This is a genomic window from Anaerotruncus sp. 1XD42-93 (assembly GCF_009917605.1).
Taxonomy (GTDB): Bacteria; Bacillota; Clostridia; order Oscillospirales; family Ruminococcaceae; genus Anaerotruncus.
This window is the reverse complement of sequence record NZ_QZEG01000033.1, coordinates 15,233-32,452: the sequence shown is the minus strand read 5'-3', so window position 1 is coordinate 32,452 and position 17,220 is coordinate 15,233. Positions and strand designations below refer to the sequence as shown.

Genomic DNA, 17,220 nt, shown 5'->3' with positions numbered 1-17,220 from the left:
CTTTTTACCTGTTCTTTATCCAAAAGTTTCGTCCACCTTTTCAAAGGTGGCGGGGTCGAGGGGCGGAGCCCCCGACGCGTTCCGCACTGCGAGCCGCAGCGAAGCGTTTCGAGCGCAACCCGCCGAAGGCGGGCTCTTAGCGCGAGATGAGCGCGGAACGCTTTCTCCTGTGGAGCGCATTTTTCGGGTGAATTGCCGCGAAGCGGCAAGAGGGGGCTTTTTGCAAGTGAAAAAGCCCCCTTGCAGAAAGAAATACGGAACAGGTTCTTACAGCTCTGTCAGATAAATGGCATCGGCGATCTTCCGGAAGATCGGGGCGGCCACTTCGCTGCCCTCTCCGCCCCCTTCGACCAACACCACAATCGCATATTTCGGCGTTTCAGCGGGGAAATATCCGGCAAACCACGCATGGATGATCTCGCTGTCCTCCTCGCCGGGGGTCCGGTAAATACCGGTCTGGGCTGAACCGGTCTTGCCGCCCGCGGTGCTGTAGATCGGCTTTGCGAGTTTGCCGCTCCCGTTGACCACGTTATTGACCAGTGTTTTGCGCAGGATTTTGGAGGTACGGTCGGAAAAGACCTGCACCGGCGCATAGCTGATCGTGTGCTCATAGAACGTTTTCCCGTCGTCGGTGAAGCCCTCGACGAGGCGCGGCGTCACCGCATATCCGCCGTTCGCCACCGCCGAGATCATCTGCGCAATCTGGACCGGGGTTGCAGTCAGCTTCCCCTGCCCGAACGCCATGTTCGCAACTGCCGCATCGTTGCGCAGCTCGGAATCGTCCGGCAGGGTGCCGCTCTGGGTTTTGATCTCGTCGGTGAACTGCGCCGCGCGGGTAAACCCGATCTCCCGCGCCAGCGAGACGATCCGTTTGCCGCCCGCCGCCAGTCCCAGATGGATAAAATAGGGGTTGCAGGAAACCTCTATCGCTTTATTGAGATCAAGCTCCCCATGACCGTTGCGCCAATGGCAGTAGAAGATATGCCCGTCCACATCCGAATAGCCCTCACAGGTATAGGGGATATACTGCCCATATCCCGCCTCGAGCGCGGCGGCAGCGGTTACCAGCTTGAAGGTCGAGCCAACGTTATATTGACAGAATGCCCGGTTGACAAACGGGCTGTTCGGGTCCTGAAGGCTGGCCGCGAGGTTATTTGCATCGTAGGCCGGCATCGAGGCCGACGCCTTGATGTTCCCATTGGAAATATCCATCACCACTGCGGCCCCCTTTTCGACCCCCTTCATCGCGTCCTGCACCGCCCGTTGAATGTTTGCATCAATGGTCAGCGCCACCCCGCCCGAGTCCATATAGTTGTCCTGGAGGATTTCGGGCGGGATTGCCAGCATGGTCTGCCCGGTCGCGTTGACGGTATAGCGCACCCGAAGGCTGCCGTCATACTGGTGCAGCAGATCATTGTAGGAAAGCTCGATGCCTGCTGTACCGTCGGTCTTTTCCGGGTTGAGATAGCCGATGATATGCGGCGCCAGCTGGTTTTCCGAATAGCGCTCCACCGCGTCAAACATTTCGACCCCTTTGGAATAGATCTGGGTCTGCTCGAGCTGCACCAGATAGGGCCGGGTCAGCTCCTCACTTAGTTCGAAGGTCTCTCCCCCATTGCGGATCGCCTCGGTCAGCGCGGTGAAGGCTTCCGGGGAGGGCTGCACCGCCGCAACGGTCCGCCGGGTCGAACCGACCATCGGACGCAGGTTGCAGTCATAGATAATCCCGCGGGTACGGTCAACCTCGAGCAGGTAGGCGCTCTGGTTCTGCGCGACCGACGCCAGAGCGCCGCCCGAGAGCGACAGGTAATAGAGCCGGCAGAGGATGCCGGTAAACATCAGCACGATTGCAAGATAGACACAGACCGCCCGTTTTCCCATAAAAAATCCCCTTCCAATATGAACAAATGGGAACCCCAGAACAGGTTGCAGGGGTTCCCTGATAGTCTGGACAGTTGGAAGCGGATTTAGTCAGAAAAACCGCCGGACGGGGAAATCCCCGCCCAGCGGCTGAAAAAGATTTAGTTGGCTGTGTTGCCCTCGTCCGGAGTGGTTTCGCCTTCCGGGGCGTTGTTTTCGTCCGAAGCGGTTTCGTTATCCGATGTGCTGCTCTCGTCCGGAACGATTGCATCTTCCGGAACGTTGTTTTCGTCCGAAGCAACTTCATCGTTCGGAGCGCTGTTCTCATCCGCAGCGGCTTCATCGTTCGGAGCGTTGTTTTCATCCGCAGCGGCTTCATCGTTCGGAGCGTTGTTTTCATCCGCAGCGGCTTCATCGTTCGGAGTGTTGTTCTCGTCCGCAGCGGCTTTATCATCCGGCGTGTTGTTCGGAGTATTGGCTTCATCCGAGACGGGTTCGTCCTCCGGCCCGGCGGCGTCCTCGTCCTGATTGGCTTTTGCCGAAGCGACAACCTCTTCATCTCCGACGGTGAAAGTGCCGGCAGCGGTTCCAACCGGAACGATGTCTCCGTTTTCATCTTCCCCAAACATCTCGATTGTGAGGTTATACTCACCCGGGTCAAGTTCCGTCTTCAGCACGATCTCAATAACCGTCAGATCATAGGTGCTGTTCACCGCCAGGTCATAAGACCCGTTCAGATTCAGCCCGTTGCCCGAAACGGTCACATCATCGCCATAAGGAATGACAGAAAGTGCCTTTGCGAATGTTACGGTAAGCGTGTATTTGCCATTGCTGCCGAGCTTGGGCACGACCGAAACGATCTCAAAGTCCTCGCCCGGTGCCGGATCGGGGTTCGAGCCGGAATCGGTGATCTCGGCGGGAATCTCCCAATAGTAATAATAGCTTGACCGGTTGCCGGTCTCGTCCTCGGGGACACAGCAGAAGAAGAGCTTATCGCTCCCGGCCTCGGGCACCTCGATGGTGAGCAGGTTCCCGGTCGCCTTGAGCGCGAAGGTTTCGCCGCCGTTGACAACCTGCTCGGGGTCCTTGGGTTCAACCGTATCCCAGGGAACCTGATTGCCATCCATCACCTTCCAGTAGAGGGTGCCGGGCTTGTTCGAGCGGAACTGCACCTCGGCGGTTGTCGCTCCGGTACGTTTCACCGTATATCCGGTGAGTTCCGGCTCGGTAAAGTCGAGGTATATTTTCCCCGAAGCGGTCGTGCCATCCGCAAACGAAACGGTGATTGTGAAGGTGTTTTTGTCCTTGAGGATGGTGTTTTCCTTGATATAAACCATATAGGTCTGGTTGTCTTCGGTGGTCACCCGGCCAACTTCGGAATCACTCTGGGCGGGGCAGGTCACCTTAAAGTTGGAGACCGAAAGCGGGGATGCGGTGGGCTTGTTCAGCCGGACCTCAAACCAGTTGTGCTCCTGGAAGAAGCCTGACATATCCGAAAATGCCCGGATCTTCTCAATTTTGTAGTCGCCCTGTGTGCCGCCCGCAGGCGTCGCGGGAATGTCCGCATATTTCAGCGGGGTGGTATTCCCTTCGCCATCCTCCGCCACAAAATAGATGACATAGCTTGCGCCCGATACCAGCTGGCTGACCGTCACTTCGTTGGCACCCTGCTGTATCGAAACCCGCTCACCCTGCTGCTTGACCTGCGCGATCGTCGGCTCTCCAGAACCGTTCCAGAACGCGGTGCGGGCACGAGTGCTGGCTTTTTTCTGCACAAGGTAGTAGAGGGAACCGGCGGTATCCGAGGCAAAGCTGAACTGTGCGGTTGTCTCATCCACCCGCGTGGCTTCCACCGAATTGATCTCCGGTCCGAGCAGCGAGGTGACGAATGTTTTGTTGATCAGGCTGCCATCCGGAAGCTGGATGCTCAGGAAATAGGTGTTGTCGTCATAGCTTGTGGTGCGCAGGTCATAGACCCGGTTATCCTGGGTCGAGACCTCCAGAATGGTCATATCCTTTCCGCTGCCGTTGCAGAGGATCGCAAATGCGCTCTTCTGGAGCGGGCGGCTGGTTGCCCGGTTGAGGGTGACCTTCACCCGCATGTTGGAAGCCTCCACCCGCTCGATGCTGTAGGACTGCGTGCTGGAGCCGCCCGACGAACCGGAACCGCTGGACGAGCTGCCGGACGACGAGCTGCCGCCGGACGGACGGTCATCCGAGCTGCTGTCCGACGAGCTGGCGGACGAGGAAGAAACCACACTGACCTTGCCGGCAGAAACCCCGTTGACCGCGCTGCGGGATACTGTGGATACCTTGCCGACCGACGAACCCTGCGCGGCGTTGACACGTGCGCCCGCATCGGAGATGCGCAGGTTGGATGCCTGCCCATGCAGCGAAACCTGCACCGGCGCATTGACGTTGAGCAGAGAGACCCGGGACTGTTCACCCAGGGAAATCTGTGCCTGTTTCGGAAGCTGTGCGGTGAGGATGAGCGAGCTCATCTGGCCCGATACCGCAAGGGTGGTCTGGGATTCGAGGGAAAAGCGGCGGGTCTGGCCGGGAGCTTCCACCACCTGTACGGCGATCCCGCCCATCTGGCTGCGGGTCAGGCGAATCTCGCTGTTCGCCAGCGCGACCTCCCGGACTGCCACGCCGCCGCGCAGGAACAGCAGCTTCCCGTCAATAACCTGGATGCTGTACGGCGCCTGTGCTGTTTGCGAGTTGGCCGGCGCTGCTGCCGCTGCCAGACCTACCTGAAAGGCCAGCAGCACTGCCAGCAGCGCCGAAAAGAATTTTTTCATCTGCATCGTCCCCTTCTTTGTTGTATTGATGGGTGATTCTATCTGAAAATCAAATTACCCGAAAACAGTCAGACAACGGTTCCCGGGTCTGTGGTGTGCCACAGAAGGCCGCTGACAGCGGCCTTAAATTTGAATTTCAACGTCTTATAAAAGCAGGCGGGGCCAACCGCATGAAAACAGGCGGCAGGCTTTCCCAGCGTTTCACTTCTATCATAGCGTTTTCAGCGCCGCGCGTCAATCCATTTTCCATTCTTTTTGACAGAATGCCCCATTCAGGAAGCCAGTCATTTCCATGCACCCATATGGATGCTCCTGATACCGCCTGCCGGCAGCCGAAAACACCCCCGCCGCACTTGAAAACGCGGCTGAATGCGTGTATACTTAGCTTTAAATAAACGATGAAAGCCAGTCGTTCTTTGTGGGATGCGCTTCCCCGTCGCCCTGGCTCTGCTCATGGAGGAGCAGAGGCGGCGCCGGTGCTCCCAATTCCGGAGACTTCTGGTGCAAGCAAGGAGGATTTGCCATGGAGTATTATAGCTGCTATTTTCTGGAGCAGATGTACTTGACATTTAAAGGCCGCATTGATGACAAGTATTCTTCTATTGCCCTGTGCTGCGAAACGACCGAGGGTGCTCCAACGATTCCGTATGAGGAAACGCCGGAAGAAACTTTGAAAAATATCGTTGATAAATGGAAACAAATTATGGAGGATAGTCAGCAGTACGGAAACACCCCCCCCGAGTAGTGTCAGTTTCGCCTGCTCCAAATGCCCGCTCTATCGAAAAGCGGAGTGGAAACCGGATGGACTGATCCATGCAATCAGTTTGGCAGTGTATCCCTCGCCTTGTCAATGCCACTGTATCTATTGTCATGTTTATGAGACCTATGACAATGTGACACCAACTTCCAGGACCGCAGAAGCCTATGAACGTTTATTTGGAATCTTAGAAAGAATAAAGGAGAGCGGGATGCTTGCTCCGGATTTTGCGTGGCAGGTCACCTGTGGTGAGATTTCGATTCATCCATACAAAAAGCGGTTTCTTGAACTGATCGAAGGACGACCTGCGCTTTTCTTCACCAACGGATTCAGATATGATGAGGGAATCGCCCAGCACCTTCACGAGAACCCAAATTCCTGCCTTTTCCTGTCGATTGATGCCGGCATACCGGAAACATGGCATAAGGTAAAGGGCGTTAACAACTTTGAAACGGTACTATCCAATCTCACAAAATATTACCATCGAAGCGCACCGGGACAAATTCGGCTCAAATATATTGTACTTCCAGGGATCAACGACACTTGGGAGGATTATGTCTCTGTGGTAGACATTGCAAAAGCTCTGAAAGTACAAGCAATCGAAATTTCCAGAGACCATGTGATAAAATCTTCCATGAGTCCGAAGGAAAGAATTACATTGGTTAGTGCTGCCGCCTACCTGCTGGCGTTATGCCAAAAAAACGATATCCCCGTTGCGCTGTTTGACCTGAATTATACATTAGAGGAACAGGAGCAAATGCAGCAGCTTGCACAAGAGATATTGGAACGCGGCCTGCCAGACTGATTCTGTCTTAAGAAAAACAGGCGCCAATGGAGTGGCGCCCGTTAGAGAAACAAGGAGGCGTAATTATGGCTTATTATAGTTGTTCGATGATCGAACAGATGTATCTAACATTCAGCGGTCGTATTGACGAAGATGGGAGCGCAATTTCGCTATGTTGTGAGTCGGATGAAGAGATTCCAAAAGTCCCCTTTGCCGGAACACCCGAGGAAACCCTGAGAAGTATTGTTGATAAATGGAATTTGGTATTGACCGAAAGCAAAAAATATGCTATCACCCCACCCCCCCCCCGTATCCAAGGAGCGTTATTTCGTATTGTTCTCGATGCCCTCTTTATCGGAAAGCAGAATGGAAGCCTGATGGCCTGATTCATCAGATCAGTTTAGGGGTCTATCCCTCCCCCTGCCAATGCCATTGTATTTATTGCCATGCCTACGACAAACCTGACGCCGCTACCCCCAATTCTAGGACGGCTGAGGCATATAACCATTTATTTGAGCTGTTGGAGATGGTGAAACAGAGCAATATGCTCGCTCCAAATTTTATGTGGCAAGTCACCTGTGGCGAGATTTCGATTCATCCATATAAAGAACGGTTCCTTGATCTGGTCCATGGAAGGCCAACGATGTTTTTTACCAATAGCTTCAAATACGATGAGGGAATTGCGCAGCACCTTCACGATCACCCGTATTCGCAGCTCTTCCTGTCAATGGATGCTGGTACACCTGAAACATGGAAGAAGGTAAAAGGGGCTGATAATTTTGAACAAGTCACCTCCAACCTTGTAGAATACTATCATGCAACGGTCGCAGAAGGACAAATCCGGCTTAAATACATTGTGCTTCCGGGGATCAACGACACCTGGGAGGATTACGTCTCCTTTGTAAACATCGCAAAGCTACTAAAGGCTGCAAGCGTGCAGATTTCTCGGGATTATATAAACAGGGTTTCTATGAGTCCAGAGGAAAGAACCGTCCTGGTCAGCGCCGCAGCCTATCTTTTGGCGCTGTGCAAGAAGAGCGGCGTCCCTGTTTTCCTGTTTGACCTCGATTACACCATTGCAGAGCGAGAACAGATGCAGAAATTTGCGGATGAGATTTTGCAGCGCGGCCTGTTCCCGGGATGATCCCGCCTGAAACCCGCTTGGCAGGGTGAATTGTTCCACTGCGGGCAGTTCTCGGGCCGGCACAAAAAGAGACACGGCCTGGTTTTTTCCAGCAAAAAAGCTGCCGCAGCCGCGGCAGCTTTTTTAGAACCTGTTCGGTATTTCCTTTATGCAGGGGGCTTTTTCTCTTGCAAAAAGCCCCCTCTTGCCGCTTCGCGGCAATTCACCCGAAAAACGCGCTTCACAGGATAAAGTATTTCGCTCATTGCGATGAGCGACCAAAGGCTCTGCCTTTGGAAACCGCAATTTTTTAAAAAAAATTGAGTAAAACTTTAGTTTGTGGAAAAAAGTGGTACCCAGCTCGGAAGGGAGGGGCCTACGGGGAGGGGGCACCGACCCCTCGCCCGTAAGGCAAACTGAGGGGGTGTCGCGGCGGATACCGCCGCGCTTCGGGCTGAAAGCCCGAGAAGTCCCCCGAAGAAGGGCGCCTGCGCCCCGGAAGTTTGGGCTGGAACCCAAACTTCCGTTGCCTCACTGCCTTTGGAAACCGCAATTTTTTGAAAAAAATTGAGTAAAACTTCAGGGCTTGTTTGAAAACAGAGAAATGGACGGATTTTTCGCAAGAGATGAGCAGCTGCAAGGAGAAAAGCGCAGGAATACTTTGTGTATTCCGAGCATTTTTGACGCAGCAGATGCCGTTTCTTGTAGAAAAAGACGGTCGTTTCGATTTTTCAAACAACCCCTAGTTTGGGGGAAAAGCGGCATCCCGCCCGTAAGGCAAACTGAGGGGGTCAGTCCCGGTCGTTGGTGAGTTTGGCCTTATCGAGCGCGAAGAACACCAGCCCCATCAGCATACCCACCACGCAGGCGAGCGCCATACCTGTGATCTGGATATTCCCCACATGGATGGCAATCCCCGAAAGGCCGGTGACAAAGATCACCGATGTCATGGCGAGGTTGCGGGACTTCCCGTAATCCACCCGCTGGTCCACCAGGATCCGCAGGCCGGAGGTTCCGATCATACCATAGAGCAGGAACGAGATGCCGCCGATCACCGCGCCGGGGATGGTGTTGATGAGTGCGGCAATCGGCCCGATGAACGAAAGAAGGATCGAGCAGACCGCCGCGCCGCCGATCACCCAGACACTGTACACGCCGGTAACCGCCATCACGCCGATGTTTTCGCCGTAGGTCGTGGTCGGTACCGAACCCAGGCAGCCGGAAACCATGGTGGAGAAATTATCCCCAAAGATCGACCGGTGCAGGCCAGGGTCCTTGATGAGGTTGCGGTCAACAATCTGGCTGGTCACGACCTGATGGCCGATATGTTCCGAGAGGATGACCAGCAGGACTGGCAGCATCACCATGATCGCGCCGCCGTCGAACACAGGCGTGTGGAAGTCAGGCAGCATAAAGAGAGGGGCTCCAGCAACCGTCTGGGCAACCGCTGAAATGCTGACAAGCCCGGTCAGAAAACAGGAGAGGTACCCGGCAATGATCGCGATCAGGATCGGGATCACCCCGAGGAACCCGCGGAAGAGCACCTGCCCGAACACCGCAAACCCCAGCGTGACCAGAAAGACGGCCAGTGCACGCGGGTCAATCTGTTCAACACCGACCAGTCCCGCATTGGAAGCCGCAGTTCCCGAAAGTTCGAGGCCGATCAGCGCGACCACCGGTCCCATCGCTGCCGGCGGGAGCACAATGTCGATCCAGTTGGTGCCGCATTTGTAGATGATAAATGCAATGATACACCCGGCAAATCCAACCGCCACATAGCCGCCCTGCGCGGCGCGGAAGCCGTCCGGATGGTTCTGGAGCAGGTAGAGGGTGGGCGCAATGAACGCGAATGAGGAACCGAGGTAAGCGGGGGCGCGTCCCTTGGTGATGACAATAAACAGCAGGGTGCCGAAACCGTTCATGAACAGTACGATTGAGGAATTGATGCCGAACAGGATTGGCACCAGCACCGAGGCACCAAACATGGCAAACATATGTTGAAGGCTCAGGGGAAGGAACAGCCCAGCTGGTGGCCGCTCGTCAATCGCGATGATTCTTTTGCTCATACAGACGCTCCTCTTTTTTCTCAAAATGATGTCCTTTTTGCACTTTTTTATTATAGCAGACCCAACTATGCATGGCTAGGGTCAAGAATCCACAAAGATTTTCGGAGAAAAGCGGCAGGATACAGGAAAATTACCCGGGTATATCAATAGCTGGCTTGCATTCACAAAGAATTTGTGATAAAGTTAAAAATAAATATGAACTTATGTGATCTTTATGGCTGTTTTGAGGGGAGCCCGCCGCTGTTTTGTGGCAGGTAAGCCTGAAAAAAAGCCGATGGAGGTAGATGTCCATGCGCGCAAGCGGCATCCTGATGCATATTTCCTCCCTGCCCTCCCCACACGGGATCGGAACATTCGGGCAGGCGGCTTTCGAGTTTGTTGACTTCCTTGAACGGGCAGGGCAGCGCTGCTGGCAGGTACTCCCGCTCGGGCCGACCAGCTTTGGAGACAGCCCGTACCAGTCGTTTTCGACCTTTGCAGGGAACCCCTATTTCATCGACCTCGACCTGCTCGAAGCGGAAGGCCTGCTCGAAAAAAACGAATATCAGGGGATCGACTGGGGGACAGACCCCCGCAGAACCGATTACGAGAAGCTCTACAACAACCGGTTTGCGGTCCTGCACAAGGCGTTTTGCAGAGGAATTGCGCGGGACGCAGACGAGATCGCCGCGTTCCGGAAAAAGCACGCCGCATGGGTCGAGGATTACGCCCTGTTTATGGCGGTGAAAACCAGCCTGAACGGGTGCTCGTGGGACTGCTGGCCCGCAGAAATCCGGCTGCGTGAGCCGGAAGCGCTCGCAGAATACCGCTCCAGGATGGCCGATGATATTTTGTTCTGGATTTATCTGCAATACCAGTTTTATAACCAGTGGTTCGCGGTCAAACGGTATGCGAACCGACACGGGGTGCAGATCATCGGGGATGTGCCGATCTATGTTGCGATGGACAGCGCCGATGTCTGGGCGAACCCGCGCCTGTTCCAGCTGGATGAAGAGCTGCGCCCCACCCATGTGGCAGGGGTGCCGCCCGACTATTTTGCACCGCAGGGGCAGCTCTGGGGCAACCCGCTCTATGACTGGGATGCCCACCGGCAGGAAGGGTATGCGTGGTGGATCGAGCGGGTGCGGGCTGCGACCACCTTTTTTGACACAGTACGGATCGACCATTTCCGGGCATTTTCGGGATACTATGCGATCCCGTTCGGGGACGAGGACGCGACCGGCGGCCACTGGGAAAAAGGGCCGCGGCTCGAGCTGTTCGACACGCTGAAGGATGCCCTGGGGGAATGCAGCATCATTGCGGAGGACCTTGGGGACTTGGATGCGGATGTTTACCGCCTGCTCGAGCAGAGCGGGTTCCCGGGGATGAAGGTCCTCCAGTTCGCGTTCGATTCCAACTGGGATAACGCCTACCTCCCCCACAACCACAAAAAGAACTGCGTGGTCTATACCGGTACGCACGACAACGACACGCTTATGCATTGGTGGGCAACCGCGCTTTCCCCGCATGACCGCCGCCATGCGGCTGACTATATCTGCCTGAACGAGCGGGAAGGGCTGAACTGGGGGCTGCTGCGTGCAGTCTGGTCAAGCGTGGCCGACCTGGCGATCGCACCGATCCAGGATTTCCTCGCACTCGGGGGAGAGGCGCGGATGAACACCCCGTCGGTCGGAACCGGCAACTGGCAATTCCGGCTGGAAGGAGGGCGTCTGACCCCCGCGCTTGCGGAAAAAATCGAGCGGATGTCCGGCCTCTACCAACGCTCCGCACTCTAAGGACCCAACCGTTTCGGCAGTCCATCAGGTGCTGCCGTATCCCCGAAGCAGTCGAAAAGAATCAGAATGGTTCTTTTCAGGCCTGCGGCGGCCGTTTCGCAGGCGGCTGTTATCAGCGGGCTTGCTTTGGGTTACAGAATCATCAGGCACGCTTTGCGTGCTGGCGAGCCTTTGTCCGTCACTGAAAAGCAAGCGATTGTTTTTCAGTTTTAACCATATCAATTTTGATCGTTCAAGGGGTGACTAATGGATGCTGTTTCGCCGTATCAGAGACCTGCGTGAAGACAAGGACTTGAACCAGTCCGCAATTGCAGGGTATTTAGGAATCGACCAAAGCACCTATTCAGGTTATGAACTGGGCAAGGTCAACGTACCGATCGAAGCATTGATGAAACTGGCTGATTTTCATTCGGTCAGCTTGGACTATCTGACCGGCAGGACCAATGTCAAACAGGCTTATCCGAAAGAATGAACCGCTTTTTTCATATTGCCGGTATTGTCTGGTTCGCGACCGCTTTGCTGATCGAGTGGGCCGGATGGAACCAGGTGCTGACCGCACTCTCAGGCGCGGTTCTGGCTGCCGTTGTCATTTTCATCGAAAAGCCGCCACTGTGGCTATATGCCACAGCAGCGGCTTTTTGTGGTTGTGTCTGCTTTCGGCTGGTTTACGACCAGGCCCAGCTCTCCCCCGTACAGGTCTACGAGGGGCACACGGTGGAACTCTGTGCGCTGGTGACCGGCCGGGAACGCTTCCGGAACAGCCTGCGCTGGACTTTGCGGGTACTTTCGGAAGGGAGCCCGGAAGCGATAGCAGGCGAACAAATTCGCGTGACCGGATTCACACCACTTGATGTAGAACTTGGCGATGTGGTAAAATGTATGATAGAGCTTGACTGCCTTGGCGACGACCGGACAACACTCTATGCGTCGGATATCCGATTCACCGGCCTGTTCGTGGGGGAAGTCCTGGTCACCGGGACAAACAGCCGGGATCCGCGGGTCCGGTTTGCCCAACTCAGGGAACGTCTCAGCCTCTCCCTGAACCAGATGCTGCCAAACGGGGAAGGAAGCCTGCTTTCCGGAATCCTGTTTGGCATCCGGTCGGGGATTCTGCCCGCGCTGCGGCGGCAGTATGCCCGGGTGGGAGCCGCACATCTGCTGGCAGCCTCGGGGCTGCATCTTTCGGTCTTTAACGGCCTGTTATCGGTTTTTCTGCGCGGCCTGCCGGTTTCCCGGCGGCAGTGCCGCCTGGTACAGATGCTGGGAACGGTCGTTTTTATGGGATTGGGAGGGTTTTCCCCGTCGATCAACCGCGCGGGACTCATGCTGCTGGTCTGGTTGAGTGCGGACCTGCTCGGGCGGGATTCGGATGCGCTCAATTCACTCGGGTTTGCTCTGGTGGTGCTCCTGTTTTGCAATCCATATGCCGCCTACAGCCTCAGCCTTCAACTTTCCTATCTTTCGACCATGGGGATATGCGCCCTTTCCCGGCCGTTTGAACGGTGGATCGACAGGCTGCTGGGATTTTGCGGCGGGAAACTGCCTGGGATGGTCAGTGTCACCTTCTGTGCTGGGGTATTCACCCAGCCGCTTCTCTGCCGGGAATTTGGAGAGCTTTCGCTGGTTTCCCCGGCGGTGAACCTGATTCTGGCCCCGATATTCCCTTTTCTGCTGGGATGCGGGCTGACCGCCGCGCTGCTTGGCTGCTTTCCGCCATTTTATACCGCAGCCCGGGTTTTGGGCCTAGCCGCCGGGACACTGATGCGGCAGGTCAGCCGCATGGTCGAATGGTGGGCGTCCCTGCCGTTCGCGTCCGTCCCAGTGCGGGACCGCGGCATGATTCTCTGGCTCTCCGGTTCCGCTGCGGTGCTGGTTCTGCTCTGGGTGCTCCATGTCTCCAAACCACAGGTGCGTTATGCATCGGCACTGCTTGCGCTCTGCCTGCTGGCAGGCAAGGTTTCCGGCCGCGCGGTCTGGGGCGACAGTATGCGGATCGCTGCTGCCGAAAACGGGACTACGCTCGCGTTTGCCTATGGCAGGCAGGGCGCGGTGATCGGTGCGCCGGCCTCCGACACGGATGTGCAGAACCTGACGGATTTTTTCGTATCCTGCGGGGTAGACCGGATCACCCTGCTCGTGGCCGAGTCGGAGGACGGGCTGGACGGGAGTCCAATGAAGGCGCTGGCCAAACGGTTCCCGGTCGAGGCTGCATTTTCACTCGAGCGCTGTTACGGCTTTGAAGCCGAACTGTTCGGACGGGTCTGGTTCTATGCCGACCGGCAGTCCGCGCGGCATGTCACGGTGGATATCGATGGACTGCGGCTGGTCAAGACATTCGACCAGGATCCGGCGGCAGCGCACCTGCTGGTCAATGGGCGCAACGACTGGATTTTTGCGCCCGGCTATGAAGCCGCAGTTGACGACCGGTATTTTTCCAGCAGGGTTGTCACGCTGCGGCTCCCGTCGGATCCCTAAAATGCCCGCTCTTTTCCGGCCAATTCACCCACAAAAAACGGGGTGTTTTGATTCAAAATAGATGTTTACAGGTGGTGGAAGGATGAAATATACCCTCGAAAGCGACTTCAGCAAGCATGTCAAACGGGAGGAGCAGCACCGGGTTTATCTGCTCTACGGCTCCCAGCCCTATCTGATCAGCCTTTACGAAAAGCTGCTTGTGAAAAAAGCGCTCGACGGCTCGTTTGACAGCTTCAATCTGCATCGGTTTGAGACCAGCGAACTGGATATGCAGGCGTTTTACGATGCGGTGGAGTCCCTCCCGTTCCTCTCCGGGGGACGATGTGTCACCCTCGATCTCGAGCCGGACAAACTGGATTCCAGCACCTTTGACGAGCTTTGTACTGTGCTTTCCGATCCGCCCCAAACCACCTGTGTGGTGGTGGCAGTCAAGCACCCGCCTTCCAAAAAAGAGCGCCTAGCCAAGCTGGTGAAAGCGTGCGACAAGGCGGGCGGCGTGATTGAGCTGGGTGCGCGCAGGAACAGCGATACCCTGCGGTTTCTGCGGGACCGCGCCCAGAAAAACGGGTGCGAACTTTCGAGCGAGGTGGGAAGCTACCTGATCGAACGGTGCACCGATGACATGATGACCCTTGCAACCGAGCTGGACAAGGTCTGTGCCTATGTGGGCAGCGGGGGGATTTCGCGCGAGGATGTGGACGCAGTGGTCACCGCAGTGATTCAGGCGCGGGTCTACGACCTTTCCAAGGCAATCTCACGCGGCAGCTTTTCCCGCGCAATGGAGCTGATCGACCAGCTTCTTTATCTGCGGGAGCCGGCAGCCAAGGTCCTGACCGTCCTGGCGGGCGGGTTTACCGACCTCTACCGCGGATTTGCCGCACGACAGGCGGGCGTCCCTGCCGCGCAGGCAGCAGCCGACCTCGGTTATGCCAAAAACCGCGCATTCGTGGTGCGCAATGCGATGTCGGACAGCGGGGATTACTCCGCCCCCCAGCTCGGGCAGATGCTTGACCTGCTCGCCCGGGCCGACCTGCGGCTCAAAAGTACCGGCGCGAACGACCGCGTGATCCTTGAACAGACGGTCACACAGCTGTTTTTGATCACCGGGAGACGGTAAGGGCCCGTTTCCTGTTTTCAAGTTCTTGTTGTTTTTTGAAATCACAGGGCTGGGGGACAGTGCCCCGGCATAGACGGGAGGGAACCGGATGATACGCCTGAAACAGACGGTCATCGTCGAAGGACGGTACGATAAGGCCAGACTCAGCTCACTGATCGACGCAAATATCCTGACGACCGATGGGTTTGACATTTTCCGGGACAAACGCAAGCTCCATACCATCCGGATGCTGGCGGAAAAGGACGGGATCATCCTGCTGACCGATTCGGATGCAGCGGGATTTCGAATCCGCGGCTATCTTTCCGGCGCAGTCCCGCCCGAACGGATCACGCATGTTTACATCCCCGACCTGTTCGGCAAAGAACGGCGGAAAAACCGGCCCTCGGCAGAGGGAAAACTGGGTGTGGAAGGGGTGCCTACAAAACTGCTGCTCGAGGCGTTCGCCAGAGCGGGCATCACTCCGGAAACAGCGGAGCAGGGCGCATCCGATCAAGCGGCTACAGGGGAAACCCAAATCACACAGGCAGACCTGGTGGAATGGGGGATTTCCGGCGGTGAAAACAGCTTTGCGGTTCGGCAGAAGCTGTTGAAAAAGCTGCGGCTGCCCGCCCGGATGGGTACCAAGGCCCTGCTCAAAACGGTTAACACACTCTATACCTATGAGGAGTTTTTGCATCTGGTGGAGTCCCTTTAAGAACCTATTCGGCATCTAAAGTTTTTCTCAATTTTTTCCAAAAAATTGCGGGGTCAAGGGGCAGAGCCCCTGACGCGCTCCGCACTGCGAGCCGCAGCGAAGTGTTTCGAGCGCAACCCGCCGAAGGCGGGCTCTTAGCGCGAGATGAGCGCGGAACGCATTCTCCTGTGAAGCTTCGCTCCGGCCTAAGAGCCGACGCTTTGCGTCGGTTGGCCTATGCACGCCGCTGCGGCGGCAGTTTTTCGGGTGAATTGCCGCGAAGCGGCAAGAGGGGGCTTTTTGCAAGTGAAAAAGCCCCCTTGCAGAAAGAAATACCGAACAGGTTCTAAGACCCGCCTGCGCATAGAACCTCATTTTTCCAGATTTCCCAAGGCAGCAGTTTCCGCTGTAAACCACAGTTTTCCGAACCAAAATGCAGAAGAAAGGAGGCCGCGCGATGCATCTTTACAGCCTGACATTCCTCTATCTGTTGCTGCCGGTCTCCGTGGCGGTCTGCCTGTTTCTGCCGCCGCGTGCAAGGGCATGGGCTGTGGTCACCCTGTCTGCTTTCTGTTATGCCTCTATCGAACACGAACGGGTCCTGCTGATCGCTGCGGTCATCCTGGCCGACTACCTGACAGCGCGCCTGCTTGGACGATGCGAAGGGATTCCCCGCCTGCGCACAGCCGTTGCCGCTGTTTCCGCAGGCGCAAATCTGGCCTTGTTCGTCCTCTATGGGGTTCTGGAGCAGCTCTATGGCCTGCATGTCCCACTGGGTTTGGGCGTGGTCTGTCTGACCGGCGCAGGATATCTGGCAGACTGCTATTATGGATATGTTGCCTCCGAACGCAGCCTGGTATCGTTTGCACTGGTGATGGGCTTTTTCCCCAGGCTCTATGCTGGTCCGCTTGTCTACTACGGCAGGACGGTCCCACAGGCCCACCGGATGCGGATGTCGCTCGAGCGGATCGGGCGGGGCGGGCGGGTGTTTGTGCAGGGGCTGGCAAAAAAAGTGATCCTTGGGGACGGCATCTATCAGATTTATGTCCGCCTGCACGAGGTACACTATTACAACGCGGCTGTCCTGCACGTCTGGATGATGGTTGCCTGCCTTTCACTGTCAATCTGCTTTCTGCTCTCCGGGCTTTGCGACATGGCGCGGGGGCTGGGGCTGATCTTCGGACTCGACCTGCCCGAAAATTTCCGGGACCCGTTCCGGTCGATCAGCATCAACGACTTTTTTTCCCGGTTTAATATCACAGTCAACCGGTTCATGCGCAAATATGTTTATACCGCCTTTGGCGCACCGCAGGGGGGGACCCTTTCGGGCATCTTTAATATCCTGCTGCTTTCGATCCTGATCGGGCTATGGTACGGCATCCGGCTCAACATGGTGGTCTGGGGGTTGTATTTTTCCGCGCTTGTCCTTTGCGAAAAATTCCTGCTCCGCCGGATTGCTGAGGCAATCCCGCCAGTCCTGCGCTGGATCGGCTGTACCATTGCGGTGCAGGTCTCGTTCGTCCTGTTTGCGGGGAGCTCCCTCAAACAGTCGGTTGATTACCTGCGGGTCATGTTCGGGTTGAGCGGGGCGGACTTTCTCAGCAACGAGGTGCTCTATCTGCTCAACTCAAACTACCTGCTTCTGCTGGTAGCCGTCTTTTGCGCCAGCGGAATGGGGAGGGTCGCGGCAGGCTTTTTCCGCAGGACATCCCCGCAGATATGGGAGATGGTCTCCACACTGCTGACGCTGATACTGCTGGTCGTTACCACCGCATTTATGCTTTGATTT

The 17,220-nt window shown here is 56.3% G+C and carries 14 protein-coding genes; 11 read left to right on the top strand and 3 right to left on the bottom strand.

Annotated features, from left to right (window positions below):
• Positions 1-286, top strand: a 286-nt coding sequence (locus D5269_RS18330) for a hypothetical protein (protein ID WP_207670306.1), incomplete at its 5' end; no start/stop codon positions are given.
• Here the strand turns inward: D5269_RS18330 and D5269_RS11785 are convergent.
• Entirely contained in the window at positions 268-1,881 is a 1,614-nt protein-coding gene (locus D5269_RS11785) for a penicillin-binding protein 2 (protein ID WP_120485602.1), read from the bottom strand. The genes D5269_RS18330 and D5269_RS11785 overlap by 19 nt on opposite strands.
• A 140-nt stretch (positions 1,882-2,021) precedes the next feature.
• Complete coding sequence (locus D5269_RS11780) at positions 2,022-4,661, bottom strand: hypothetical protein (RefSeq protein ID WP_158604957.1); 2,640 nt, start codon at positions 4,659-4,661, stop codon at positions 2,022-2,024.
• Positions 4,662-5,184: 523 nt separating this feature from the next.
• Here D5269_RS11780 and D5269_RS11775 point away from each other — a divergent pair.
• From D5269_RS11775 to D5269_RS19020, 4 genes are all read left to right on the top strand, one after another.
• Positions 5,185-5,406, top strand: coding sequence for a hypothetical protein (locus D5269_RS11775; protein WP_120485599.1), 222 nt, complete (start codon positions 5,185-5,187; stop codon positions 5,404-5,406).
• Positions 5,407-5,491: 85 nt separating this feature from the next.
• Positions 5,492-6,223: a radical SAM protein gene (locus D5269_RS11770; RefSeq protein ID WP_347707301.1), complete on the top strand. Its 732-nt coding sequence runs from the start codon at positions 5,492-5,494 to the stop codon at positions 6,221-6,223.
• Between the two features lie 65 nt (positions 6,224-6,288).
• Positions 6,289-6,588, top strand: a complete 300-nt coding sequence (locus tag D5269_RS11765) for a hypothetical protein (RefSeq protein WP_016317083.1) — start codon at positions 6,289-6,291, stop codon at positions 6,586-6,588.
• The gene (locus D5269_RS19020) at positions 6,486-7,346 is read left to right on the top strand and encodes a radical SAM protein (RefSeq protein WP_347707300.1); all 861 of its coding nucleotides are present in this window, start codon (positions 6,486-6,488) and stop codon (positions 7,344-7,346) included. The genes D5269_RS11765 and D5269_RS19020 overlap by 103 nt, the downstream gene beginning before the upstream one ends.
• A gap of 770 nt (positions 7,347-8,116) precedes the next feature.
• On the opposite strand, the gene uraA is transcribed toward D5269_RS19020, so the two are convergent.
• Positions 8,117-9,391 carry a uracil permease gene (gene uraA / locus D5269_RS11755; protein WP_016317085.1) on the bottom strand — a complete coding sequence of 425 codons (1,275 nt, stop codon included), beginning with the start codon at positions 9,389-9,391 and terminating at the stop codon, positions 8,117-8,119.
• A 290-nt stretch (positions 9,392-9,681) separates the two neighbouring features.
• On the opposite strand from uraA, the gene malQ reads away from it, so the two are divergent.
• The 6 genes from malQ to D5269_RS11725 all read left to right on the top strand — a co-directional run bounded on the left by malQ (position 9,682) and on the right by D5269_RS11725 (position 17,217).
• Positions 9,682-11,166: a 4-alpha-glucanotransferase gene (gene malQ / locus D5269_RS11750; protein WP_120485596.1), complete on the top strand. Its 1,485-nt coding sequence runs from the start codon at positions 9,682-9,684 to the stop codon at positions 11,164-11,166.
• Positions 11,167-11,416: 250 nt separating this feature from the next.
• Positions 11,417-11,638 carry a helix-turn-helix transcriptional regulator gene (locus D5269_RS11745; RefSeq protein WP_199735729.1) on the top strand — a complete coding sequence of 74 codons (222 nt, stop codon included), beginning with the start codon at positions 11,417-11,419 and terminating at the stop codon, positions 11,636-11,638.
• On the top strand, positions 11,635-13,641 hold the full coding sequence (locus D5269_RS11740; protein ID WP_120485595.1) for a ComEC/Rec2 family competence protein: 2,007 nt from the start codon (positions 11,635-11,637) through the stop codon (positions 13,639-13,641). The genes D5269_RS11745 and D5269_RS11740 overlap by 4 nt, the downstream gene beginning before the upstream one ends.
• An 82-nt stretch (positions 13,642-13,723) precedes the next feature.
• On the top strand, positions 13,724-14,758 hold the full coding sequence (gene holA / locus D5269_RS11735; protein ID WP_158604956.1) for a DNA polymerase III subunit delta: 1,035 nt from the start codon (positions 13,724-13,726) through the stop codon (positions 14,756-14,758).
• Positions 14,759-14,846: 88 nt separating this feature from the next.
• Positions 14,847-15,452: a DUF4093 domain-containing protein gene (locus tag D5269_RS11730; RefSeq protein WP_120485593.1), complete on the top strand. Its 606-nt coding sequence runs from the start codon at positions 14,847-14,849 to the stop codon at positions 15,450-15,452.
• Positions 15,453-15,888: 436 nt separating this feature from the next.
• Entirely contained in the window at positions 15,889-17,217 is a 1,329-nt protein-coding gene (locus D5269_RS11725; RefSeq protein ID WP_158604955.1) for an MBOAT family O-acyltransferase, read from the top strand.
• Positions 17,218-17,220 lie beyond the last annotated feature (3 nt).